The organism is Paenibacillus dendrobii (assembly GCF_009807035.1).
GTDB classification, from domain to species: Bacteria; Bacillota; Bacilli; order Paenibacillales; family Paenibacillaceae; genus Paenibacillus_AQ; species Paenibacillus_AQ dendrobii.
The window spans coordinates 350,347-375,752 of record NZ_WUBI01000005.1 but is presented as its reverse complement, the minus strand read 5'-3'; the positions used below and the strand labels follow the sequence as shown (position 1 = coordinate 375,752).

The 25,406-nt window shown below is 49.6% G+C and carries 21 protein-coding genes and 1 pseudogene; 18 read left to right on the top strand and 4 right to left on the bottom strand.

What is annotated here, in order from left to right; genetic code table 11:
* The first annotated feature begins 73 nt into the window (after positions 1-73).
* From GRF59_RS25830 to GRF59_RS29860, 4 genes are all read left to right on the top strand, one after another.
* Positions 74-1,531, top strand: coding sequence for a sulfatase family protein (locus tag GRF59_RS25830; protein ID WP_160500597.1), 1,458 nt, complete (start codon positions 74-76; stop codon positions 1,529-1,531).
* Positions 1,518-1,667 (top strand): hypothetical protein, encoded by a 150-nt coding sequence (locus tag GRF59_RS29865; RefSeq protein WP_237392049.1) that lies wholly within the window; start codon positions 1,518-1,520, stop codon positions 1,665-1,667. Before GRF59_RS25830 ends, GRF59_RS29865 begins: the two co-directional genes overlap by 14 nt.
* Positions 1,668-1,769: 102 nt before the next feature.
* Positions 1,770-4,793, top strand: a complete 3,024-nt coding sequence (locus GRF59_RS25825; RefSeq protein WP_160500596.1) for a glycoside hydrolase family 2 TIM barrel-domain containing protein — start codon at positions 1,770-1,772, stop codon at positions 4,791-4,793.
* Positions 4,794-4,969: 176 nt separating this feature from the next.
* Entirely contained in the window at positions 4,970-5,107 is a 138-nt protein-coding gene (locus GRF59_RS29860) for a hypothetical protein (protein WP_237392048.1), read from the top strand.
* 144 nt (positions 5,108-5,251) lie between these two features.
* Here GRF59_RS29860 and GRF59_RS25820 read toward each other — a convergent pair whose 3' ends face one another.
* From GRF59_RS25820 to greA, 3 genes are all read right to left on the bottom strand, one after another.
* Positions 5,252-5,866, bottom strand: coding sequence for a TetR family transcriptional regulator (locus tag GRF59_RS25820; RefSeq protein ID WP_160500595.1), 615 nt, complete (start codon positions 5,864-5,866; stop codon positions 5,252-5,254).
* A 78-nt stretch (positions 5,867-5,944) separates the two neighbouring features.
* Positions 5,945-6,694 (bottom strand): SDR family NAD(P)-dependent oxidoreductase, encoded by a 750-nt coding sequence (locus tag GRF59_RS25815; protein ID WP_160500594.1) that lies wholly within the window; start codon positions 6,692-6,694, stop codon positions 5,945-5,947.
* A 201-nt stretch (positions 6,695-6,895) separates the two neighbouring features.
* Positions 6,896-7,369 (bottom strand): transcription elongation factor GreA, encoded by a 474-nt coding sequence (gene greA / locus GRF59_RS25810; protein ID WP_160500593.1) that lies wholly within the window; start codon positions 7,367-7,369, stop codon positions 6,896-6,898.
* A gap of 145 nt (positions 7,370-7,514) precedes the next feature.
* Here greA and GRF59_RS25805 point away from each other — a divergent pair.
* From GRF59_RS25805 to GRF59_RS25760, 10 genes and pseudogenes are all read left to right on the top strand, one after another.
* Positions 7,515-8,020: pseudogene (locus GRF59_RS25805) on the top strand (DinB family protein).
* Positions 8,021-8,109: 89 nt separating this feature from the next.
* Positions 8,110-8,535, top strand: coding sequence for a MarR family winged helix-turn-helix transcriptional regulator (locus tag GRF59_RS25800; protein WP_160500592.1), 426 nt, complete (start codon positions 8,110-8,112; stop codon positions 8,533-8,535).
* A 192-nt stretch (positions 8,536-8,727) separates the two neighbouring features.
* Positions 8,728-10,380, top strand: a complete 1,653-nt coding sequence (locus GRF59_RS25795) for an MFS transporter (protein ID WP_237392047.1) — start codon at positions 8,728-8,730, stop codon at positions 10,378-10,380.
* Between the two features lie 18 nt (positions 10,381-10,398).
* Entirely contained in the window at positions 10,399-11,034 is a 636-nt protein-coding gene (locus tag GRF59_RS25790) for an HlyD family secretion protein (protein ID WP_160500643.1), read from the top strand.
* Between the two features lie 171 nt (positions 11,035-11,205).
* Complete coding sequence (locus GRF59_RS25785) at positions 11,206-11,784, top strand: SLOG family protein (protein WP_160500591.1); 579 nt, start codon at positions 11,206-11,208, stop codon at positions 11,782-11,784.
* Between the two features lie 25 nt (positions 11,785-11,809).
* Positions 11,810-12,805 (top strand): Gfo/Idh/MocA family protein, encoded by a 996-nt coding sequence (locus tag GRF59_RS25780; protein ID WP_272915025.1) that lies wholly within the window; start codon positions 11,810-11,812, stop codon positions 12,803-12,805.
* A complete protein-coding gene (locus GRF59_RS25775) occupies positions 12,799-13,332 on the top strand; it encodes a hypothetical protein (protein WP_341480144.1) in 534 nt (177 codons plus the stop codon). Before GRF59_RS25780 ends, GRF59_RS25775 begins: the two co-directional genes overlap by 7 nt.
* 27 nt (positions 13,333-13,359) lie before the next feature.
* The gene (locus GRF59_RS25770) at positions 13,360-13,815 is read left to right on the top strand and encodes a DinB family protein (protein WP_160500589.1); all 456 of its coding nucleotides are present in this window, start codon (positions 13,360-13,362) and stop codon (positions 13,813-13,815) included.
* 277 nt (positions 13,816-14,092) lie between these two features.
* The gene (locus tag GRF59_RS25765) at positions 14,093-16,021 is read left to right on the top strand and encodes a PAS domain S-box protein (protein WP_160500588.1); all 1,929 of its coding nucleotides are present in this window, start codon (positions 14,093-14,095) and stop codon (positions 16,019-16,021) included.
* A gap of 106 nt (positions 16,022-16,127) precedes the next feature.
* Positions 16,128-18,377, top strand: a complete 2,250-nt coding sequence (locus tag GRF59_RS25760; protein WP_160500587.1) for an outer membrane protein assembly factor BamB family protein — start codon at positions 16,128-16,130, stop codon at positions 18,375-18,377.
* A 4-nt stretch (positions 18,378-18,381) separates the two neighbouring features.
* Here the strand turns inward: GRF59_RS25760 and GRF59_RS25755 are convergent, their stop codons facing one another.
* Positions 18,382-19,371 carry an SPL family radical SAM protein gene (locus GRF59_RS25755; RefSeq protein WP_160500586.1) on the bottom strand — a complete coding sequence of 330 codons (990 nt, stop codon included), beginning with the start codon at positions 19,369-19,371 and terminating at the stop codon, positions 18,382-18,384.
* 368 nt (positions 19,372-19,739) lie between these two features.
* Between GRF59_RS25755 and GRF59_RS25750 the strand changes: the two genes are divergently transcribed.
* The 4 genes from GRF59_RS25750 to speD all read left to right on the top strand — a co-directional run bounded on the left by GRF59_RS25750 (position 19,740) and on the right by speD (position 25,176).
* Positions 19,740-20,537, top strand: a complete 798-nt coding sequence (locus GRF59_RS25750) for a TatD family hydrolase (protein WP_423802984.1) — start codon at positions 19,740-19,742, stop codon at positions 20,535-20,537.
* A 135-nt stretch (positions 20,538-20,672) separates the two neighbouring features.
* A complete protein-coding gene (locus tag GRF59_RS25745) occupies positions 20,673-22,250 on the top strand; it encodes a sensor domain-containing diguanylate cyclase (RefSeq protein ID WP_237392046.1) in 1,578 nt (525 codons plus the stop codon).
* A 554-nt stretch (positions 22,251-22,804) separates the two neighbouring features.
* Positions 22,805-24,100: a GTPase HflX gene (gene hflX, locus GRF59_RS25740; RefSeq protein ID WP_160500583.1), complete on the top strand. Its 1,296-nt coding sequence runs from the start codon at positions 22,805-22,807 to the stop codon at positions 24,098-24,100.
* 269 nt (positions 24,101-24,369) lie between these two features.
* Complete coding sequence (gene speD / locus GRF59_RS25735) at positions 24,370-25,176, top strand: adenosylmethionine decarboxylase (RefSeq protein ID WP_160500582.1); 807 nt, start codon at positions 24,370-24,372, stop codon at positions 25,174-25,176.
* Positions 25,177-25,406 lie beyond the last annotated feature (230 nt).

Here is a 25,406-nt window from a genome sequence, read left to right as displayed (position 1 = left end):
TTGATAAGTTAAATTGTAAACGCTTACTAGTTGTTTCATTATTTTGAGATATGGAAAGGGGAGTTTTCCGCTCATGTCCAATAAAAAGCATATCTGGTTAATTACGACCGACCAAATGAGAGCCGATGCCCAAGGCTTCGAGAATGCAGCGGTCATCACACCTCATCTGGACGCACTGGCCGATGAAGGAACGGTTTTTAATAGAGCATATTGCGCGAGTCCGGTTTGCACGCCTTCACGTGCATCCATCTTTACCGGACGTTATCCCCATGTGCACAGAGCATGGAATATCGGTTTATCGCTGAGTGAAGAGGATCAGACGCTCTGCGATCATTTGAAGCAATCCGGGTATCGCACGGTTGGTGTCGGCAAAATGCACTTCAGGCAGCAGCTGAAAACGGGATTCGTCTATGAAGCCGAAGAAGTGTCCGTCCGGGACCGTGGAAGAGAACGGGACGGCACATACTACGGTTTCGATGAACATCATATTTCAGAAGACAACATGATCGGAGAATATGTGGACGACCTTGCGGAACGCTCTCCTGAAGCGGCTGCACGCCTGAAAAAGGATTTGTACCGATCCGAGGATGCGGAAGAAGATGTATGGGAAAGCGCACTTTCTCCCGAGCTTCATCAGTCCCGGTGGATTGCGGACAAGAGCATCCGCGCGATTGAGGAGCATTCCCCGGAGGGGCCGTTGTTTTTGTGGAGCAGCTTTGTGGATCCACACCATCCCTTCAATCCTCCGGAGGAATATGCGAAAAGGTATGAAAAGACGGACATACCGGATCCGTGCGGTGATCATGGAGACATTTTGGGACGACCGGAGCATTTGCGGCTCCAGAAGTCCAATGGTTATTGGCCGGGTGGCGGAGAACCTCACTCCCGGGATCGGGAGCATATGAAGCGGCTCACCCGCAATTATTATGCCATGATCACGTTCATTGACGAAGAGATCGGACGGATTCGTCATGCCTGGAAGGAGAAGGGGATGGATGATGAACTGATAGTCGTATTTACGAGTGATCACGGCGAGCTCCTGGGAGACCATGGTCTTTTATACAAAGGTCCATGGTTCTATGAGGGACTTACGCGCATCCCGATGATTGTCAGAGGACCGGGCGTCCGGCAAGGTGCGGTTACCGACGCACTGATGGAGCATGTTGATATTGTGCCTACGCTGCTTGAACTGATCGGCCGGCCTGACATGCCGGAAGGGATTCAGGGCGTTTCGCAGCAGCCGGTAGCCGCGGGACATGCGGAGCGAATACGCAGCTCGGCGATGACCTCATACGATGCGCATGACCGCGGCGTGCACGCCAAATGCTTGCGCACGGATAAATACAAGCTGGTTATTTTCGCGGATGAGGCATACGGTGAGCTGTTCGATCTGGAAGCTGATCCCAAGGAGCGGCATAACCTCTTTTCCGATCCGTCGCATCTCGAGATCAAGCAGCGGCTCATGGAAATATTCATACACCGGCTTATGCAGGATCAGGATCCGCTGCCGGTACGCCGTGCCTTCTGGTAGAGCAAGAAAGGGCAGGGACATATCTCTTCCTTTCACCGCGGAGAAGGGTACGGTCCGTGTGAAGCTTCCTGCGGGCAACCACAGCTGCGAAGCTCCAATCGCCCATGTGCTGCGGCTTGAGCTGAAAGAAGCCTGAAGATAAATGGCTATATCGTAATAAAATATATATAATTTCTCAAAAACGGAGCTACCTCGCTCCGTTTTCATTTGTTAGGATAACGTTAAAGGAGCTGATGACATGCTAAGTTTGGAAAAATACTGGGAAAACACGCAAATCCTTGAAGTCAACCGGCAACAACCGCGGGCATATTACATTCCTTATGCGGACGCAGTATCGGCGAAGACAGGCAAAAGATCCAGATCCCCGTTTTACCGGACGCTGAACGGAGGCTGGAAGTTTACATATTACAGCAGCGTACATAACATCACGGAATCATTTTATGAAACAAATTATGACGCTTCAGGCTGGGATGACTTGCTGGTGCCTTCCTGCTGGCAAACCGAGGGCTACGACCAGCTTCATTATACCAACGTGAATTATCCGATCCCTTGTGATCCTCCGTTTGTGCCGGATGAGAACCCGGCCGGATTGTACGTACGTGATTTTCGTATCGAAGATTCGTGGAACGGCAAGCAGATCTATACGATGTTTGAGGGAGTGAATTCCTGCTTCTATGTATGGGTGAACGGCAAATTTGTCGGCTATAGCCAGGGAAGCCGGATTCCGGCTGAATTCGATGTCAGCCCGTTCGTGCAGCTTGGTCTCAACCGGATGGCCGTCATGGTGTTGAAATGGTGTGACGGAACCTACTTGGAGGATCAGGATTTATGGCGTTTCTCGGGGATTTTCCGGGACGTGTATTTACTTGGCCGGGATCCTGCGCATGTTCGCGATTGTTTTATCAAACCGGAGCTTTCGGGTGATTATTCGGAAGGGCATCTCCGCTGCGAGCTGGACACGACCGGCCCGATTTCGCTTCAGGCGGAGCTGCGTGACGCGGAAGGGAATTTGTGCGCGAACGGACATGTAGAGGCGAATGGACAGGCAGAGCTTACACTCAGCCTGCAGGAGCCGGTATTATGGAATGCGGAGAAGCCTTATTTGTATGAGCTGTATTTGAGTGACGGTCAGGAAATTCTTCATTTTCCGGTAGGCTTCCGCACGGTTTCCGTTGAGAACGGAATTTTCACCATCAACGGTCAGGCGATCAAGCTGAAAGGGGTCAACCGCCATGATTCGCACCCCGATCTCGGACAAACGATCCCTCTAAATCATATGATCCAAGACCTGATGCTGATGAAGCGCCATAACGTTAATACGGTGCGTACCTCGCATTATCCGAATGATCCGCGTTTCCTTGAGTTGTGTGATCGGTTCGGCTTCTATGTAGTGGATGAATCGGACCTGGAATGCCATGGTCTGGCAGTTTCCGGTGATTTTCATCAGCTGACGCGCGATCCGTCTTGGGAGAAGGCTTTTGTGGACCGGGTGGAACGGATGGTGGAGCGGGACAAGAATCATGCTTCTGTGATCATGTGGTCGCTCGGTAATGAGTCCGGATATGGTCCCAATCATATTGCGATGGCCAAGTGGGCGCAAAAGCGCGATGACACGCGTCTTGTGCATTATGAAGGTGCCGCGGAGCGATATCTGGGCGATACCGATACGGAGGATCTCGATATCGAGAGTGAAATGTATCCTTCGCTGGCTCATGTGGAGGAATACGGAGCGGATGAGAGTCGCAGCAAGCCGCTGTTCCTATGCGAATACAGCCATGCGATGGGCAATGGACCGGGAGATCTGAAGGAATATTGGGATTTGTTCTACAAATATCCTAAGCTGATGGGCGGATGCGTGTGGGAGTGGAATGATCATGGAATCCGTACGCAAACAAGCGCAGGCACCGAGTATTTCGGATATGGGGGCGACTTCGGAGATCAGCCGAATGACGGCAACTTCTGTATCGACGGCCTGGTTTCGCCTGACCGTATTCCTCACACCGGGCTGCTTGAATTGAAGCAGATAATCGCGCCGGTACGCATCGAAGCCGAAGATCTCAAGGCTGGAAAATTACGCGTGACGAATCTGTATGATTTCAGCACTTTGAGCCATCTTTCATTTGCCTGGAAGCTTGAGGCGGATGGTGACATGATCGAGCAGGGCGTTCTGGAGACAGTTGAAGCCGGACCGCAGCAATCTTCTATAGTTATAGTACCAATTAAACATAAACAGGGCGAAGGACGGAATTTCCTGACGGTTACGGTTCGCTTGAAAGAAGCAGCAGCTTGGGCGGAGACGGGCTATGAGATTGCATTTGCCCAGTTTGAAATCGGCAAGGAATCGGCAGGATCGGCACAGAATCCGGCTTGGATGGAAGAAATCCGACAGCGTCCAATGCACATTCGCGAGGAAGAAAATCTGGTCACCGTGGAAGGCCCGGACTTTTGCCATGTGTTCGATAAGGTGAAGGGCACTTTTGTCCGATTATCGAAGCAGGGCGTGGACATGATTCATCCGCCGCTTGCATTCAGCATTTGGCGGGCTCCGACCGACAATGACCGCAACATCAAGCATCGCTGGATGGAAGAGGGCTATCACCGTGCCGGTATGAAGGTGTATACATGCTCCATCCGTAAGCAAACGGAGCATGTGCTGGAGATCGTCACCGAGTTCTCCCTGGGCGGATATATGAAGCATCCGGTGCTTAAAGGGCAGGCTGTATGGCGCGTTGACGGTTCAGGTGAAGTAGGGATAGCCGCGAAAATCAAGGTGAGAGAGGGATTACCGTTCCTGCCGCGCTTTGGTCTTCAGTTGACCATGCCGAAAGGGAATGAGGAAGTGGAGTATTTCGGCTATGGTCCTCATGAAAGCTATATCGATAAACGCCATAGTACACGTATGGGCAAGTACCTGCTGCGCGTGGACGATATGTTCGAGCCGTACGTGATGCCGCAGGAGAACGGATCGCGGTACGGGACGGAATGGGCGTCTGTCACGAATGATCTTGGCATGGGGCTGCTGTTTACCGGTAGTCAGCCGTTCTCGTTGAATGTATCCCACTACTTGCCGGAAGATCTCGATCAGGCGGCTCATCTCCATGAGCTGACGAAACGGAACGAAACCGTCGTTCATCTGGATTACAAAATGAGCGGGATCGGCTCGAACTCCTGCGGGCCGGAGCTTCTGGAGAAGTACAGGCTAGATGAGAAGGAATTTGAATTCTCGCTGCAGCTGCGTCCGGTATTTAAGGAAGACGAGTAGGGTGTGAAGTTAGGATAACAACGGCTCTGATTCAGAAGAGCCGTTGTTTTTTCGTTTTAGCAGAACGTGGACCATGCTTTAGACCGATGACTGCCCATCTAAATAACTATAATAAAGGGATAGCCCAATTACCATTACAACAGCTATCCCAATACATATAAGGAGCCAGACCAAGAATGAGGCACTATGCTATAACATATGGAGAAGGACTAAAGGGAATCGTGAAAATGGAGGATGCCGCAGATTGGCTTCATGAATATATAGTGGGCAACCGTCTGGGCAAAGTAAACCTGAAATCAAAAATCGGTTCGTGACTACTCAAGCGCTTTTGGGAGGACATCATGCCCATGTTTCAGATCCGTCAGCAAATACATTAATAAAAGCTTTTTTGGATCAGTAAGCTGGAATTCACTCTGCAGCATGTAGGGTACCTATAAATGCTTTCCTTTTGCAGGATACTATGAATCGGCAGAAAGAGAGGGCGCTTCCTGGCTGCCTGTTCCCATCACTCCGAATTTGACGAAGCGGATGACTTCCTTTCGGAATTGCTCGGATTTTCCGTCCTCGCGTCCCAATTTCATGCGATCATAATGAAGAATGGACCAGATGCTGGTGGTTGTCCCCAGTTCGAACAGAAAAATATCCGTCATCGGATTCATCGTTCCATCCTGAATTCGCTTTTGCATTTCCTGCACCTCGGGGCTTTTTCGATACACTGACCGGTCGAAATAAGCGGACAACTCCGGGTGATGGAGGGATTCGGTGAACAGAATGTTGAACTGCTCCATGTTTTCCTCAATGGTTGTGATAAGCCGGTTAATGTAGTACTCGACCAATTGGTTGTTGCTGCGTTGGCTGAAATCTATGTTAGCCGAAGGTTCTGAAGCAAAATCAATGATGACGCTGGCTTCAAGAAGCTCCTTTTTGCTCCCAAAATATTTGTACATGGCGGCTTCGGATATCCCGCAGGCTTTGGCAATCGAACTCGTCTTGGTCGCATCATAACCCGTTTTCGAGAATAAGGCTCTGGCCTCCACGACGATCCTTTGCTTCGTTATTTCCCCTTTGTTCACGATTTATTTGTCCCCTTTATGAATTAAAGAAGACCAGCAAGGAGCTGGTCTTCCATTTTTGCAATCATTATATCAGGATTATTTGAAAGAAGCGAAGCCTTGGTCCACCATAACCACACTGCCGTTAATGGCATCAGCCTCGTCGAGGGAGATCAGGTAGACGGAGTTGGCGATGGATTCGGGCTTGGTGAGTTCGCCACCCATAACCTTGGCTTTCATGCTGTCCAGCATACCAGATGCCTTGTAACCGGAAATGATCGGAGTATCCACCGCGCCAGGAGCTACGCCCACCACACGAATGCCGTAAGGGGACAGCTCGAGCGCTGCAGATTTGGTCATCATGTTCACGGCGCCTTTGGCGGCATGGTATGCATACGTAGCAGGAGATGCCAAGATGCCGAATACGGAAGTCGTATTGATGATAACGCCCTTGATACCCAGCTCTTTCATTTTGCGTCCGGCATAGATGATACCATAGGTAACGCCGTGTTGGTTCACGTTAATGGTTCTGTGGTATTTTTCAAGATCGAGATCCATCACGGGAGTCTGCAAACCGATACCGGCATTATTGAACATAACGTCGATCCGGCCGTAAGTTTCGACCGCTTGGTTGACAAGTGCCTCCACCTGTTCCGGCTTGGACACATCGGTTTGGACGAAAATGGCCTCTCCGCCTGCTTTTTGAATCATCTCTACGGTTTCTTGACCGGCTGCTTCATTAAAATCTGCGACGACAACCCGATCCCCTTTGGAAGCAAACTTGAGACAAGTTTCGCGACCGATCCCGCTGGCTCCGCCGGTGATGACTGCAACTCTTTTTGTGGACATAAAAATGCCTCCTTGATTGGTATGAACAATGAATTTGATGAAATTAAATTTTTTAGTATAGCCATAAGTTAGTACTTACTAACAAAAATGATTATGCGCCTCTTCAACCTCATTGTCAACTGGATTTCAATGATGTTTGTCATAGACGGACATAAAAAAAGACCTTATTCTCTGTCGATGCAGAAAATAAGATCCTTTTGCTTAATTGGCGCGGATTTCGAGTATTTCATACTTGATAATGCCCATAGGTGCGGTCACGCTGACGACATCGCCGGCCGCTTTGCCGATCAGCTCTTTGCCGAGCGGGCTTTCGTACGAAATTTTATTGTTATGTGCATCAGCCTCGGCCGGACTGACAATCCGGTACTCCACGATTTCTTTAAACTCAATATCATTGAGTTTGACATAAGTGCCAACGCCTACGGTAGAAGCATCGCTGCTTTTTACGACCCGTGCTTTCGTTAGCGTTTTCTCCAGCTGCAAAATCCGCGTCTCCATAAAAGCTTGATCATCTTTAGCGGAATGATATTCACTGTTTTCCTTCAAGTCACCGTAGCTGATGGCTACTTTGAGGCGTTCTGCAAGCTCTTTCCGTTTTACGGTTTTCAGCTCTTCGAGCTCTGCTTTCAGTTCAGCCAGACCCTCCGGGGTCAAAATAAGTTCTTCATTAGACATATATACAACACCTCTTTCCTAAATTGTACACGAAACGGCGGATTAAAGCGAAAAAAACAGAAACATTTATTATAACCAAACTGGCACTGGAGGATTGAAATGCTTTGCGTGTACACTATTTTCAAGATACAAGGAGGAATGCCTTTTGCAAATGTTGTTCAAATATAACTGGGGCGTGCGCGAGGATTGGTTCAAATGGTGTGAGGAACTCAGCGTGGCCGAGATTCTGGAGGAGCGTTCAGGCGGCGTCGGCGGAATCCTGCACACGCTGTTTCATATTATCGATGTGGAATGGAGCTGGGTTCGGACCCTTCAGGGCAAAAGCGACTTCAATGAAAGCTTTGAGCAATACAGCAGCATTCCTAAGATTCGCGAACTGGAAGCCGCCTTTCGTCCCGAAGTGGAAGCGTTCGTCCCGAAGTGGAAGCGTTCGTTCGGAACTGGAATGAAATCATGGAGGACCGGGAGTTCCGGGATGTAGGCCAGGGCGGCAGAGAAACGCTGGATACCTGGGGAGAAGTGATGAGGCACATGATTGCCCATGAAATTCATCATATCGGCCAGCTGTCCGTATGGTCACGCGAGATCGGAAGGAAGCCTGTCTCGGCGAACTTGATCGGCCGCGGTTTAGCGAACGGGAAAGACATCTGATTCGGCTGCCTGCCGCCTATATGCTATACTTGATTTAACGAAATAGGCAGGTGGAACCTGGCAGCTTGAAGAGGAGGAAGGACAGGGAAATGGATGCCCCGTTTCATTTGATTGAATATGAAATCGCTTTGCTGGTCAGACTCACGACGGCTCATAGTCCAAAGCTCGGTAGTTTGGACCGCTCTGAATATCTTTTGCTGAGCGAGCTGGAAAAATACAGTCCTTTGGCAATCAACGCCCTTGCGGACCATTTGCTGCTGAATCTCTCGACGGCGAGCCGGCAGGTAGCCGTGCTTGAAGGTAAAAGCTATATCCGGCGTTACCCGGATACGAACAACGGAAGAATCAGTTTGGTTGAGATTACTCCGGAGGGATTGGAAATGCTGCATAAGGTGCAAAAGGCGCGCTATGATGCTTACGAGGAAATGCTGGCGGACTGGTCGCCTGAGGAGCTGGAGCAACTGAAGTCCAACCTTACAAGACTGAACCAGGATTTCAAAGCATGGCGCAAATAACTTAGGATACATGTGTAAGCTGCTTCCGGGCTGTTGTGCCCGCAGGCAGCTTTTTTTGGCATGGGACAAAATCTGGATATTGCTATAATCCGAAAATATATTGTATAATACAACTTGCTGTTTACAATATATGAGTGGTTCATGCTGCTCGACGAATGTTAATACAGACCACTAAAGGAAAGGAGGAGTTTGATGAATAGAGAGTCAAGTCGCACGGCTGCCATATCCGAGACGGTAAAAATGCCGCTGCCCAAATATCTGATCATTTCGATTTTGACGATATTTGCGATCGGTCCGCAGTATTTTATCAATTTATCTTACATCATGAATCAGGTCATTATTCAAAACGGCTTGAACCTCAGCTCGAGCGATCTGCTTCTCCCCTCCACCTTGTCTAATATTGCTTTTGCTCTTGGCGTTCCGTTAGGGCCGGTGATATGCAGAAAACTCGGCGTGAGAAAAACCTACCTTATGTTCGTGACCGTCTTTCTGCTGGGATCGGCAATCAATGCCGTTTCAGAGGATACCGTTTCTTTAACGATGGGGAGAATCATCCAAGGATTGAGCTCAGGTTTTCTGTTTCTGACCATCCTGCCCGTCAGCTTAAAGTCATTTCCGAATAAAATCCGCAATTATTTCCTGTTGATGGTGATCACCGGATTATTCGGCGCAAGTGCGGTGGGGGCTATATTCGGCTCCGTGTCGCTTAGCATGGATGCATGGCGCTGGCTGTTTATTTTGAACATCGTATCAGCGGTTCTGTGCCTGATCGTAGGGTTCTTGGGATTGCCGCATGGCAAGGAGGAGGATCATCATGCGGAGCCTGTGAGGAGGTTCAATGTCTTTCTGCTGGTTGCACTCATGTTCATGCTGACGGTACCGCTGTGCAATCTGATGCAGCAAGGTTTTAGCTCCCTGTATGTGTGGCCGTTCCTGATCGCGGCATTCATCATTTTGATCTTGTTTATCGGGTTTGAACTTCAGGCTAAGACGCCGATCGTCCCATTCCGGACGCTAAAAGCTGCCAAGCCGATCTCAGGTACCGTTATGGCGATTGCATCTCATATCTGCCTGATTTTCGCCATGGCCGGAATCAACGGATTTTTGCGAAATAACCTGAACTTGCCATTCCGATATTTGGTTCACTTTTATATCTGGTTTTTCGTCGGTATCCTGATCACGGCAATTCTCAAAACCTTGCTGTACGACCGTGTGGGTGCGGGAATTCTCGGCTTTATCGGCTCGATTGCTGTAATATACGTCAGTCTGCAGTGGAGAACGATGGGGCCGGATGTATCGCTGAACCTCCTGTATTTCCAAATTGCACTGCTGGGTGCCGGTGTGAGCATGACGCTGGTCGGCGGGGCGCTTGGTACCGCGCTTGCGGGGGATATCCACCAGGCGTCCATGAGATCGGTCACGCTGCATTCGATCCGGAATTTTGCGGGAGCCGTCATTACGCCGCTGCTCGGCTGGTATCTGACTCGGCAAAACGCCGTTAATTACGAGGGAATTCGCGGACGACTCGGTGTCATGGATAATGAAGCCAAGTCCGAAATCGCAGGGTTAACCCGCAAACTGATGAGCAATGGCATGTCCTCCGCTCAAGCCCAGAGTACAGCATCATACGAGCTGATCGCGAATACCAAGAGAGCCGCCATTCTGGGAGCATATCACCATTTATTTACGATCATGGCCTGCGTGGGCGTCATCATGCTGCTTGCTTCGATAGGCAAAATCGTGACAGGCAAGGGCAGATCCTTGGTGCAAAAAGAAAAAAGATTGATGATGCCGAAACCGGAAAAAGCGGATCTGCATCCAAGCGCAATTCATACTACGAAGTGAGGAGAATTCATATTCATGATAAACCGCAGTCGTTTGATCATCGCAAATGTTATAGGGATATTGGTGATCTGCTTTTTTATCGCGGCAGGCGCCTATTTTTACTATGAAAAAGTTAACTTTATCAAAACGGAGGACGCCGTCGTTGAAGCGGATATGATGCCTGTCATCGCTCCGGCTCCAGGCGTATTGTCCAGTTGGAACATTCAGGAGGGCACCGATGTGAGCGACAAAAATATCGTCGGCGGCGTTTCTGACGGTACCAAGGTCGTTCCCGTAAGCTCCCGGATGAATGGGAAGATCATTAAAAATGATGCCCGCGTAAACCAACTGGTGCAGGCCGGCCAGGTGCTTGCGCAGGAAGCGGATATGGACCATATGTACATCGTCGCCAACATCAAGGAGACCCGGTTGAAAGATATCAAGGTCGGCCAAAGTGTGGACATTACGGTAGACGGCGATTCTAGTGCTAAATTCGAAGGCGTCGTAAAACAGATCGGATTTGCAACCAACTCCGTGTTTTCGGTTCTCCCGCAGCAAAGCTCCACGGGCAGCTACACGAAGGTGACCCAGAAGATTCCGGTGAAAATTTCGATCAACCAGGCTTCGGCCAGAGTGTTGCCCGGCATGAATGCCGAAGTGAAAATATCTCTGTAAAAAGCGAATATTTCTTTGAATTCGGAAGAGAACCTTGTGTTTCTATGGGAAACACAGGGCTCTTTTTGCTTCAATCTCCTATATATCAGTGGAAATCACCGAAAGAATCAGGGTATGATAGGAAGAAAGCGATCATTAGAATAGGCAAGAGCGGAAAGTAAGAGGTTTACGATGAAAAATGTGCTGGTGACAGGTTACCGCGCGCATGAATTGAATATATTCGGTCAGAAGCATCCAGGGATCGTTTATATTCAAAAGGCCATTACCGCCAAGCTGGCGCAGCTTGCCGAAGAGGGGCTGGAATGGGTCATTTCACCAGGGCAGTATGGTGTGGATTTATGGGCATGCGAAGCGGCGATGAACCTGAAAACACAATATCCTGACTTGAAAGTCGCTGTTATAACGGCGTTTGCGAATCCTGAGGAGAACTGGAAAGAGGACAAGAAGGAGTATTATAACCGGATTTTGCAGGGCATTGATTTTTACGAAACGGTTAGCCGCCAGCCTTATGACGGACCGTGGCAGTTCAAAGCCAGAGACGATTTGCTGTTCCGGAAAACAGACGGCATTATTCTCGTGTATGACGAGGAAACGGGCGAAGGCAGCAGTGCGCGCTTTTACAAGGAAAGAGCACTGAAGAAGCAGCAGGAAGAGGGATACGGCTTCTTAAGCATCAGTACCGAGGATATTCAAAGCTTGGCGGACGAGGATGCTTCCGGCTGGAGTGATGAAGGTATGGATATGAGCTGAGCGCTTATTACATATGAGGAAAGGAATGATGAAATTGATCCGATTCGGAACGATTGGCACCAATTGGATTACGGAACGTTTTCTTCACGCGGCGGAGGAGAATGACGATTTCGTACTGACGGCTGTATATTCCCGTGCGGAGGAGAAGGGACGGGAGTTTGCGGCCCAGTTCGGCGGACCCAAGGTATTTACGGATCTTGCTGCCATGGTCTCAAGCGACGAAATTGATGCGGTTTATATCGCGAGCCCGAATTCTTTTCATGCGGAGCAGGCGATTCTGTGCATGAATCACGGCAAGCATGTCCTGTGCGAAAAGCCGCTTGCTTCGAATAGCGAAGAGGTACGCCTCATGATTGCGGCAGCGGAGGCCAACAACGTGGTGCTCATGGAAGCGATGAAATCCACCCTGATGCCGAACTTCAGAATCATGAAAGAGAATCTGTATAAAATCGGCCAGGTACGCCGTTATTTCGCAGGTTACTGCCAGTATTCATCACGTTACGACGCGTTTAAGCAGGGAACCGTGCTGAATGCGTTCAACCCGGAATATTCGAATGGCGCTCTAATGGATTTGGGTATTTACTGCATTTATCCGATGGTGTCCCTATTCGGCAAACCCGAGACGGTCAAGGCTGTGGGCGTCATGCTGTCTTCGGGCGTGGACGGCGAAGGCAGTCTGGTGATGCGCTATCCGGATATGGATGCGGTCGTGATGTATTCCAAAATATCGGATTCCTTCCTGCCGGCCGAAATTCAGGGGGAAAACGGAACGATGGTGATCGATCGGATCAACCAGCCGTATGACGTGAAAATACAGTACCGGGACGGCAGCGTGGAAAACCTGACTCAGCAGCAGATTCACGAATCGATGTATTACGAGCTGGAGGAGTTTATCCGCATGATCGGGCGCGGCAAGCGTTGCAGTAAAATCAACACCCATGAAACCTCGCTGGCGGTTGCCGAAGTGATGGAGGATGCTCGTAGACAGATTGGTCTGAAGTATGCATCGGATACATGGTAATGTTCGATCCGACCATTTTCGACAATTTAAAGGTTGCATTCGAAAATCAGCTGTACGACCTGGATAACCTGGATGGTACGATCCGAATCACGGGCCGTACCGACCGTGTGGAAATGTCCGTCATGTCGCGCGAGTTTGCCATCTGCTTTGCATTAGCGGAAGAACCCGATATCTCGGCCGAGATCAGGCTGGAGGCAACCGTCGCCGATCTGTCTGCCGAGATTCTCGAGCTGAAGGGAGAGCGGCCCGGATGTCTGCTGCGGATTTGCTTCGGAATAGAGGTCAGCCGGACGGAAGCGGAGCAGGCGTGCGTGCAAATCGATCAAATTCTTCAGGAGATTTGGCCTGGGGTTCCGCTCGTTCAAACGCTGAGCCGCATCTATGGGCGGGATCGCGACAGCTACAGAAATGAAGCGGAGCTGAGGTTCGAGCGCAAAATCGATGAGGATCAGATGGAGGACATACCAGAGCTGATCTCGCATTCGATGCGTTCATTGGAAGAGCTTAAGAGTCAATTATTATCATGAGACTGTACATATAGGGGAGGCAGAATGATGAATAAGAATGAAGAAATTTGGACCAAGTTGGCCCAGCATCGCGAAATATGGATTCAACTCACGGAACTGGCGAAGGATGAGCATATTCATTTCAAACCTTGGGAGGGAGCGATGTCCTTAGGCGAGCTTGTCGTTCATATTGCCACATCGATGGATATGTTCCTCAATCTGGTGACCACCGGAACATTCGCGCTGCCCGCCAAACCGGAATTTGCCGATATGGGCGACGTCCGCCGCATCTTGGGGGAGTACACAGCTAAATCCAAAGCGGAGATATTGTCTTTAACCCCGGAACAACTTACCGGTTTGGTTGAGTTCAATCGTAAAAAAGTGACCGGCGAAAGCCTTTTGCAGTTGTGCAAAGATCATGAGGTACATCATAAAGGCCAGATGTTTATTTACCTCCGGATGGTTGGAGTGGAGAAGCTTCCATTTTTTATTCAGCCAGAGTAACGGGTAGTCGTCCAATATAGCAGCGAAGGAAGGGGTAGCCCTTCCTTTTTTGTATTCGCCAGTCTTTTGATATTTTCAAAGAATGATGTCGAAATATTTCTCTTTACGGCGAAAGGCTGATTCTATGTTCCGGATCCGGTTTAATGAATGTTAAAACTGTCTTTGCGTTCATTTTCAAGTTATCGTATGTTATACATATTAAAATCTGTAACCTTTCGATGAATAATAAATAGATTTGGACTTACGATAATCAATACTTAGCGGACGGAGGCGCGTAATGAGTACCATAAAAGCAGATGCATTTTTCCGGGAAGTGTACAATGCTGCTCCTTTTGGAATCGCGATGCTTTCACTTGACGGTGATTGGCTGAGGGGGAATCCGGCAATCTGCCGAATTATGGGTTATTCTGAAAGTGAATTGATGGAACAAAGGTTTCAGGATCTCATTCACCCCGATGATTTGGAGCGCAATATCATGCTTTACCAAACCAAGCTGAAGAACAGGTCGGGTGGTACCGTTGAAACGGAAACGCGGTATATCAGCAAAAATGGGGATATCGTATGGGCGTCCGTATTTGCTTCGGTCATGCTTGATCCGGAAGGGAATCCGCAGTCTTATATTATCCAGATCAATGATATTACCAAAAATAAATTGGCTGAGTCGAAGCTGCAGGAGTCGGTGGAGCGCTATACGTCATTAAAAAGATATAATCATGATGCGGTCATTTCCCTCGGTCTGGAAGGGAACATCATTAACGTCAACACGATGGCTGAGAAAATGACCGGCTGCTGCGTGAATCAAATGGCGGGACAGCCGATTTCCCGTTTCATAGGCGAGGAGAACCAACGGAAATTATTAATGGAATCCTTGACGAATCCTTCGATCGAGAAGAATATCGATAAAATATATCATAAAGACGGACATGCGGTAGACGTGCTAACATCCATTGCGCCGATCTATGTGAATGGCAAAAACGTAGGCTTTTATATCATTGCCAAGGATGTAACCGAGCAGAAGCAGCTGCTGGTAGCCAAGGAATCCGCAGAGAATACCAATAGGGCCAAAAGCGAATTCCTGGCCGTGATGAGCCATGAAATCCGAACTCCCATGAATGGCGTCATTGGCATGACCGATTTGCTCGAGACGACCACGGAGCTGGATGACGAGCAGAGCGAATACGTGAAAATTATCCGCCAAAGCGGTGAGACGCTTCTTGCCATCATTAACGATATTCTGGATTTTTCCAAGGTGGAGTCTGGCAAAACCGAGCTGCAGGAAGAGCTGTTCGATGTCAGAAAATGTGTTGAAGAGACTTTTGATGTGTTGTCCGCCAGAATCCATGAGAAGAAACTGAACATGAATTTTGAGATAGACGATAACGTTCCTATGATGATGATCGGGGATGCGAAGCGCCTAAAGCAGATTCTGATGAATCTGATCGGCAACGCAGTGAAATTCACGTTTGCTGGCGGAATTACTACCCAAGTACGGAAGCTTTCTGAGGATAAGCGGACAATCAAATTAGAGTTTAAAGTCAAGGATACCGGAATCGGCATTCCTGCTTCCAAGGTGGACTATATTTTTGAGCCGTTTTCGCAAGTCAATAATTTCATGACGCGAAATCATGAGGGAACGGGTCTCGGATTGGCAATCACGAAAAAGCTTGTTGAGTTAATGGGGGGACAAATATGGGTGGAACCGAAAGATCTACCCGGTGCCACGTTTGTATTCACGGTAGTGGTGACAAGGGAAAACTGGTCATATCCCGAAGATCGATTCGAGGATCATGAGGAATCGGGTCCCTCTTCTTTGGATATTCTGATTGCTGAAGATAATCTGGTCAATCAGATTGTACTCCGGAAGATGCTTGAGAACCAAGGTCACCGGACAACCATTGTTACCAACGGGAAAGATGTGGTTCAAGCAGCGCAGGAAGGTTATTATGATCTTATTTTTATGGATATTCAAATGCCTGGATTGAACGGTTTCGAAGCGACCCGGGCGATCCGGAGGACGCTTCCTGAAGAGCGCTGCCCGGCTATCGTCGCCGTGACCGCCAACGCGCTGAAGGGTGACCGGGAGAGTTGCCTGGCAGCGGGAATGGATGAGTATATCAGCAAGCCGATCAAGACGCAGACGGTGATGGAAGTGATCGCCTCGCTGGATTTGAAGAACGGGAAGCTGAACAGAAGCTCACATCTTTAAGATGGGGCTTCTTATTTTTTTGCGAAGCGGAACATTTTCCAAAATTAACCGTCCATATACCTAAAAGCCTTGAATTCGAATTCATGAAAGGTGGGTTCTGAAGCGAATGAAGCCGCTGAAGTCAAAGACGAGTGCAGCAGTTCTAATGTTGGTCTCCTGCATGCTGCTGATCCTGATTCTGCCTGCTGCCACCGGAACAGCCTTATCTTCGCAACCCTCAGCATCAAAACCGGTGCAGGCTGCAAGCAAGTTCGTTTTTCATTACCGAACACCATATTTTCCAACTCGGCTTACGGCATCCTCCGCTTGGGCGGATTTCAAGGCAGCGGACTACGGCAGTATAGGTGAAACGGTTAAAGCGAAGCCCGTGAATGGAGACTTGGGGCTGGTTGCTTCAGATAGTGAGGACGGCAGGTGGATTCCGCTTTGGTACACCACGGCTGCAGCCAAGGCCATTGCGGAAACAGAGCCTGCCTATGTCACCTTGAATCCGAATGCCAAGCTGTCCCTTGCCCCGGGAAGTGCTTTGAAATGGGCGCCTCCTCAACCAGGAGGGAAGCTGGTAGCCCTTGCGAAGTGGAAGGATTGGACCGGGGTGCTGATCAGCCCGCAGACTTGGATGTCAGGCGGCACAGTGTACAGACCTGTCCTGTTCTGGGTCAGCAGTGCAAGCATCAGCTCCATGACGATGATACCAGCGGGTGTGCTGAGTAAAGATTCCGACGTACCTACAGAGCTTGCCAGAAATATGACGGAGATATGGCTTCAAAAAGGCGAGGATCAGGCGCGTGTTCAAAAGCTTCTCGGAACACCGGATGCTACGGAGCATTCGGCCAATCTGGCAGAGCTGGGCGACCCGATGCGGATGGGAACCACATGGCGTTATGAACGCCAGCTTGCTCAGTTCACGGTAAGCTTCTCCAAGGAAGGCAAGCTAGAGGCTTGGAAATGGATTCTCCCGGCAGACAGAATGCTGCAAATGAACGTGTATTCGGGTGACAATTATACATTGACATATGATTTCCGATCCATGCCTGCTGGGCTCACGTTAAACGCGAAGCCTGTTTGGCGAAATCAAGGGGATCTGAATTATTCCTATCTGATCGGCGCAACGAATGAGGTCCTGCTGCTAAATGGGGACGACGGCGGATTCAGCGGCATGCATCATGACTCATCCATCTACGCGGTGGACCGGGCTTCAGGCCGCAAGTTGTGGCAGATCGACGCGGGCTTTGGCATGCTGGATGCTTTTCTGGATGAATCAAGCGATACGGCAGCCATATATACCGAGTACGACGCCAAGAAGAATATTTATGAGCATCATGTCCGGGAGTTAAACTTGAAGGATGGGAAGCTGCTATGGGAAAAGCTGCTGCCCGAAGGTCATCAACTGCAGATGTACGCCGCCAAGGACGTCATTCTCTTGCATCAGGTGGCAGACTCGGCTCAGGCATCCGGAGTGCTAACCGTTCTGGACCGTGCGACGGGTAAACAGCTGTGGAATCAATCCCTAAGGGGGAATCAGCAAATACTCCGTACGGATTCGGAAGACCCTTATATTCTAATCCAGGAGGGTTTGACGCTGAAGGCGCTGGACCCGAAGGACGGTACAAAAGTATGGAGCGTATCCGGACGGGGAGATCTGAATCAAGATCCCCAAACGCATCCCTATTACAGTTACGGGACGATCCACTTACCGCTGGAGCCTTGGCAATCCAGCCGCTGGTTCCTGATCGGCAATGCATGGATGCTCCTCGACACGGAGAGTGGCCGGGTGTTGGCCCAATATCCATGGAGCGAGCAGGAGCGATTTGAAACAACCAATGAGCAGCGCTATATACTGGTGCAGCGGTCAGGCGGTTCTGAATACTTTGACGCTTCTAACATCAAGGAAACGTCCTTGTACGATGTTTTCGAACAACGCGTAATTTGGACTTTACATGGAAAAGCGGTAAGCGGCGCTTTCGATTCCACCCGGCTGTATGTGGTATTAAACGGATTGCCGGCAGCCGTCGACCGTTCGACAGGAAACGTACTCTGGCAGATGCCCGTTACGACCACCCAATCGTCTAGTCCTTATACGCTTGATGAAATGGCTAAAAGCCGTTATGCCGTGCTATCCAAGACCGTGGTGATTGGCTATGGTTCGGATATGCTGGTGCTGCGCAAGGAGGACGGCGGCTTATTGGGCAGAATACGTGACAATCTGCTCGACTTCAGCGAAGCTCACTACCGGAGAGGCATAGAAGGCCTTCTAAATATGAGCGGAGGAGAGCTGTACGTCGGCTCTTCGAACGGCGGTTTGGCGCGATACCAGCAAACAGAGCTAGACCGTTTGCTGGAGATGATGAAATAGAGTCTCAGAATGAAAAGCTCAGCTGCTCCACCTCGGGAGCGGGAAGCGGCATGTTAGGTTTAGGCGAGTTAGCGGATTCTGCATGTGCATCCGATTTACAGTCACGTACGCTGTCCTCCGGTACTTCTCCGCTCAGTTGAAGCTTCTGCTTCAATTCTCTGGTAAGGGCCTTGATACGGTCGGTATAGGCGTTATCGGGATAGGCTCCGTGAAACAGCCTTCTGTACTTCGGTACCAGCTCCGGATGATGCTGCGCGAGCGAATGCATGAACCATGCCTTTACGTCCGGGGTGAGCCGAAGTAGGGATGTCATCGCAAATGAAGCGCGATGATTTTTGGCAGCGTTCATTAACTCTTCTAAACTCTCCCTAGAATCAGTCAAAAAGGGAAGGATAGGAGCGATAAACAGGCCGGTACGCACACCGCCGGACGACAGTTTTTGAACCGCCTCCAGTCTTTTATAAGGTAAAGGAGCTCCAGGTTCCATCATGCGGATGATGGCGGGATCCAGAGAATTCAAGCTGATGTTGACCGAAGTAATGTCCATCTGGCTCAGCAGATCCAGATCGCGCAGGATCAACGGGGAACGAGTGGTAATGGTTGTGCGAATCCGGTATTTCGCAAGCACCTCCAGGCATCCCCGCGTAATCTTCGACTTCATCTCGATCGGTTGGTATGGATCGGTCGCCGTTCCTAAAGTGACGAGTCCTACATGATCCCGCAGTTGGCCGATGTCGTAATCGAACCGTTTGGCCATGCGCGACAGCTGGGATTCAAGCGCTTCAGCCGCGTTTGTCTTGAGCAGGATGCGGTTTTGAAATTCATCGTCCGCTTCCCGGCCGATAAAGGATTGAAATGCTCTCGCGTAACAAAAGCTGCAGCCGTGAGCACAGCCGCGGTATGGGTTAATGGACCAGTCAAAGGGCATGCTTTCCGCTTTGACCCGATTCAGCGTTTGTTTGGTGGTTGATGATTCATAGATCTTCTTGGGCATGGATAATACCTCCTAATTAGGAACAAGTGTTCCTGTAACTTCAGTATACTATACCTTAAGTAATTAGAAAACCTTTGGAAGATGAAGGAATCGGCATAAATAACCGGTACATGCGATAGAACGCGATGAAGGAAGAGGAGGTGTAAAGCATGAGGCTGGAATCGGGCAGCATGGCAGGTCCGCAGTACCCGGTGAGCAATCAGGCCGGAAGCCGCATCCTCTGCTCCTTATGCCGCATTGTAGTACCGATAAGTTTGGCTTAGACTGTTCCAGTATGTTATTCTGTAACCCATGAGCCATAGAAGAACCGCATGCCGGAAGGCTGCGGTTTTTTCGATGCAGACTATGTACAAGAAAGGGGCAGTATGATGCTTCCTAAAATCATAGATATCGGAGTTAACTTGACCAATCGTTCATTTGACAAGGACCGGGAGGAGGTGCTGAACCGGGCCGAAGCTGAAGGCGTGTCGCCTCTGATCATTACCGGCACGAGCGTGGAGAGCAGCAGGGAAGCCATGAAATATGCGGAACAATTCCCCGGCAAGCTGTACTCAACCGCAGGAGTGCATCCGCATGATGTGAAGGCGTGTACTGCGGATACCCTGGACAGATTGAGGGAGCTTGCTGCGCTGCCGCAGGTGGTAGCTATTGGGGAGTGCGGACTGGACTACAACCGGGACTTTTCGCCGCGGGATGTACAGCGTCATTGGTTTCGGGAGCAGATTAAGCTTGCAGAGGAGCTGGATTTGCCGCTGTTCTTGCATGAGCGGGATGCGCATGCCGATTTCGCCAGCATCATGCAAGAGCATCCAGGGATGATATCCAGATCGGTCGTTCATTGCTTTACAGGATCGGGCGACGAGCTTCACGCTTATCTCGACATGGGTTTTCACATCGGCATCACCGGCTGGATTTGCGACGAACGGCGCGGGCAGCATTTGCGCGAACTCGTGAAGGATATTCCGCTGAATCGCCTCATGATCGAAACGGATGCACCTTATCTTACTCCGCGGGACATGCGGCCCAAGCCAAAAAGCGGCCGGAACGAGCCTGCCTTTTTGACGCATATTGTTCATGTCATCGCCTCTTGCATGGGAAAGGACGCAGAGGAAGTGGCAAGCCAAACGACGCGTACGGCTAAAGCCTTTTTTAAAGTCTGCCTTTAATGCCGTTAAATATTTTTATATCGGCACAGATTTTATCATCTATGATATATTCGTGTCCTCAGCTCTGATGTATAATGAGTAGATGGCATGAAGTTACATCATCTTCCATATATTTTACGCAGGCGGGATGCAATTTTGAAATACTTTATCAAAAAGGGATTTACACTCCGGTTTACCATCAGTTTACTCGTCATCACGGCGATTTTGCTGACTATGCTGACAAGCATCACCTCTGCTGTGCAGGTTAACCGGGCCTCCTTGATAAGCAATTATTTGAACAAAAATGAGTCCTATGCAAAGAAGCTGGCTTCCAATACCAATGAACTTCTGATTACGATGCAGGAGAATATCCGGGCGATCGCCAAGATTTCCGAACGTGAAGACGTGATGGATATTCAGTTATTCGATGATTTGTTTCAGGAGAATACGCAATATTTTAATTCGATCGTTGTTGCTGATAACAACCGGATTATTCGTGCGCTCAGTCCGCGTACCGTTGGCATTTCCATTGGCGACAAGCTGACTTCAGAGCAAAGCAAAATGGCTGTAGATACGAAAAAACCTTTCATTTCGGAGCCTTACCGAGCAACCACCGGGCGTTTAATTATACTGGTTTCCGCTCCAATTATCGATAAAAGCGGCCATTACAAAGGTTTTGTGGGCGGAACGATCTATCTTGAAGAAAAAAATGTGCTGAGCAACATGCTGAAAGAGCATTTTTTCGGCGACGGTTCGTATGTTTTTGTCGTGGAAAAAAGCGGAGATCTGATATTTCATCCGAATCAAAAACGGATTGGGCAATCGGTCGTGCAAAATGACGTGGTCGGGAAGGTAATACAGGGCCAAAGCGGATCGCAGAGGGTGACGAATTCGGAAGGCAACCGCTTTCTGGCGGGATATGCCTACGAGCCGAGCAGCTCCTGGGGGATCATCTCCCAGACTCCGGCGGAAGTGATTGACAAGCCTCTCTATAATCTGGTCAAAAGAATGCTGCTGGTGTCGCTTCCCTTCCTGCTCCTGATCTTGCTGCTTGGGTGGTGGATTGCGAACCGGATTGCCAAGCCGCTCCATACGCTGGCCCAGTTCTCGGATGAAGCCACGCTCCGGCCCGTGCCTGCTGAGAATATTCCGGATATTCGCTCTTATTATTATGAAGTCAGACTGCTCTCACAAAGCGTGAAAATTGCACTTCAGAATATGAATCAGGATTTGACGCATCTGCGCAATGAAGTAAAAATCGATGAATTGACCGGTCTAGCGAATCGCAGAGCCTTTGACGGCATGATGGCCGGATGGGTCGAAAGCAACATTCCGTTTGCGCTGATCCTGATCGATATCGACCACTTCAAGCATGTGAATGACACTTACGGTCATGTGGTGGGGGATGATGTGCTACGCTATCTGGCACGCATCATGCAGCTGATGTCCACAGAAGATGATTTGTGTTTTCGGTACGGCGGAGAAGAATTCGGCATCCTCGTCAAGCATTGCGGCCTTGGCAGAGCCAAGGATATAGCAGACCGACTGCGAGAGCAGCTGGCTGTAACGAAAAGCCCGACGGGTGCCGCGATTACGCTGTCGGCCGGCATTGCGGCTTTTCCGGTGCACGGTCGCTCCGTGAAACAGCTGGTCAAAAAAGCAGACGAAGCTTTATATCAGTCCAAGAAAGACGGCCGCAACCGCACTACGGTTAGCAAATTAACCGATCCGTAAATCCAACGCATCTCATGATGAAATGAATCAAGACACAGTTGCTTTGATAAGCGGCTGTGTTTTTTAATACATCTTCGAACCATGGGAAATGTTGTGAAACCGAAATATTTGTGCTACGATGGAAACAATTAGAATGATCGGAGGGTTCGTGAAGATGATCAATATTAAATTCCGTTTCTTCACTTTGTGCCGCTAATTGAATAGTGCTCAAAGGCTCTGCATGCTGTGCAGGGCGAACGGGATTGGTATGCTTATCTTCGGATGAACCCAATATATACACATGCGTGCCGCGGATGCCATTAGGCGTAAGGCGCGCAGGGTTGCAGCGGGAGTGGCTTTTGGCCCCTCCTTTGCTGTTTTCGGATATCTTCCGCGGCTTTAATTGAAGCTGCGTCTAGACGCCATGCCAAAATAGTGCGCGTGACTCTCCACCTATTTGTTCAGAGTGGAGCCTTACTGCGGCAGCTTTTTATTTTCCGTTCGCTCCGACCACAGGCAGAGACCTGCGGTTTTTTTGCATTTCTAAGTAAACAATGATATCTGGAGGGATAGATATGAAACAACCTGAACAACTCGATATACTTGAGCAACGCGCCGTGATTGTCGGCGTTAACTTGAATCATCAGCAGGATTTTGATTATTCCATGGAGGAGCTCGGCAACCTGGCAGAGGCCTGCGGCGTGGAAGTGGTTGGGCAGCTCACGCAGAACATGGAACGGGTCAATAAATCGCATTACATCGGAACAGGCAAAGTGGGTGAGCTCTCCGGTTTGTATCAAGGGCTCGAGGCTAATCTGATTATCTTCAACGATGAGCTCTCGCCATCGCAGCTTCGCAATCTGGAATCCGATTTGGATTGCAAGGTCATTGACCGGACGATTCTCATTCTGGATATTTTTGAGAAGCGCGCGAAGACCCGTGAAGCCCAGCTTCAGGTAGAAGTGGCCCAGCTGCAATACATGCTGCCTCGCCTGATCGGACTGCGCGAATCGCTGGGACGCCAAAGCGGTGGTGTCGGAACGAAGAATAAGGGAGCCGGCGAAACCAGGCTGGAACTGGATCGCCGCCGGATCGAGGAGAAAATTACTGCGCTGAACAAGGAGCTGGAGTCGCTGGTATTCCAGCGCCAGACGCAGCGAAAGCAGCGTAAGAAGAATGCTTTGCCGGTGGTCTCGCTGGTGGGGTATACCAACGCCGGTAAATCGACGATCATGAATGCCATGATCGAAAAGTTCGGAGGAGCAGGCGGAAGCGGCGAGAAATCGGTATTTGAAAAGGATATGCTGTTCGCCACGCTGGAAACCTCAGTGCGGAACATTCAGCTGGAAGACAACAAGAGCTTCCTTCTTACCGATACCGTAGGCTTTGTCAGCAAGCTTCCTCATCATCTGGTCAAAGCCTTCCGCTCCACGCTGGAAGAAGTAGCCGAAGCGGATCTGCTGATCCATGTGGTCGATTATGCCAATGAGAAATACGGCCAGTTGATTCAAATTACCGAAAATACGCTAAAGGATATTGGCGTAACGGACATTCCTACTCTTTTTGCTTATAACAAATGCGATCTGGCGGGACACACCATCCCTGAGGTCCAGCAGAACAGTATTTATCTGGCGGCTAAACCACGCATCGGCATCGATGAGCTGGTAACCCTGATCAGGGGCTTTATTTTCAAGGATTACGTCCAGTGCCAGATGCTGATTCCATACGACCGGGGACAGGTGGTGTCGTACCTGAACGAGCAAGCGGATATTTTGGAAACGGAATATGAAAATGAAGGCACCCGGCTTACGCTGGAATGCAGACAGATGGACTATGAGAAATATCGTGAATTTGTGATCGAAACGAATTGAGATGATCAGGCAAGCCCGGATGAACCCCAGTGGTTCATTCGGGCTTTTCTTTTGACGCCGTAGAAGCATGATCCCTATAGCCATTCTAGGAGGAGCATTTTCCAGCATATATGAGCGACATGCAGCATCGTGTGCCATAGGCTGATTTTTTCAGATGGGAATTGGGTATAAGGTTTAAATAAACCAGAAAGTCACTGCGTGACGGATTAGCCGGCATCCAGAAGGGAATATTAGGCAGTGAATAAGAGACACAGCGAGGTGAAGGAAGGATGAAAATAACGCCTGAACAGCATGTGAAGCTGCATGGCTTCAACAATCTTACGAAATCTTTGGCTTTTAATATGTACGATATCTGCTATACCCGGACCAAGGAAGAACGCGAGGCTTATCTGGAATACATTGATGAACAATATAATGCAGACAGGCTGACAGCCATTCTGAAACATGTATCGGATATTATCGGCGCACATGTGCTTAATATAGCCAAGCAGGATTACGTGCCGCAGGGAGCAAGCGTAACGATTCTTGTATCGGAAGGGCCTGTAGTCGAGGTACCGAAGGAATCTTATACGGAATCGCCGGGCCCGCTTCCGGACTCGGTCGTCATGGCTTTGGACAAAAGCCATATCACGGTGCACACGTATCCCGAGTTTCATCCGGACGAAGGCATCAGCACCTTCCGGGCGGACATCGACGTGTCCACGTGCGGGGAAATTTCCCCGCTTAAGGCACTCAATTACCTTATCCATTCCTTTGATACGGACATCATGACGATCGATTACCGGGTGCGCGGGTTTACGCGGGATATCAACGGACACAAGCTGTTTATCGACCACGATATCAATTCGATCCAGAACTACATCCCGGATAAGGTGAAGGGGATGTACGACATGATTGACGTGAACGTATATCAGGAACATATTTTTCATACCAAATGCAAACTCAGGGAATTCGACCTCGACAACTACCTTTTCGGGTATACGAAGGATAAGTTGAGCGAAGAGGAGCAGGAGGAGATCACGGAACGGATCACGCAGGAAATGGACGAAATCTATTACGGGAAGAACATGAGCTGAGGGATTTTCCTTCGGCTCTTTTTCTTTGAAATGCCAAGCCTTCAGGAAGGGGAATGACGGTTTGCAAAACATATTTAGGCACGTGAATCACGGCTTCCAGCCGGGACTGCTGAAGAAACTTTATTTAAAATGCAAAAGGACTGTTCCGCCAGGGGGAAACCTTGGGAGCAGTCCTTTTTGTATGTTCATGCGCACAGAATGTCTGGCGGGAGATGCAGTACAGACGCAGA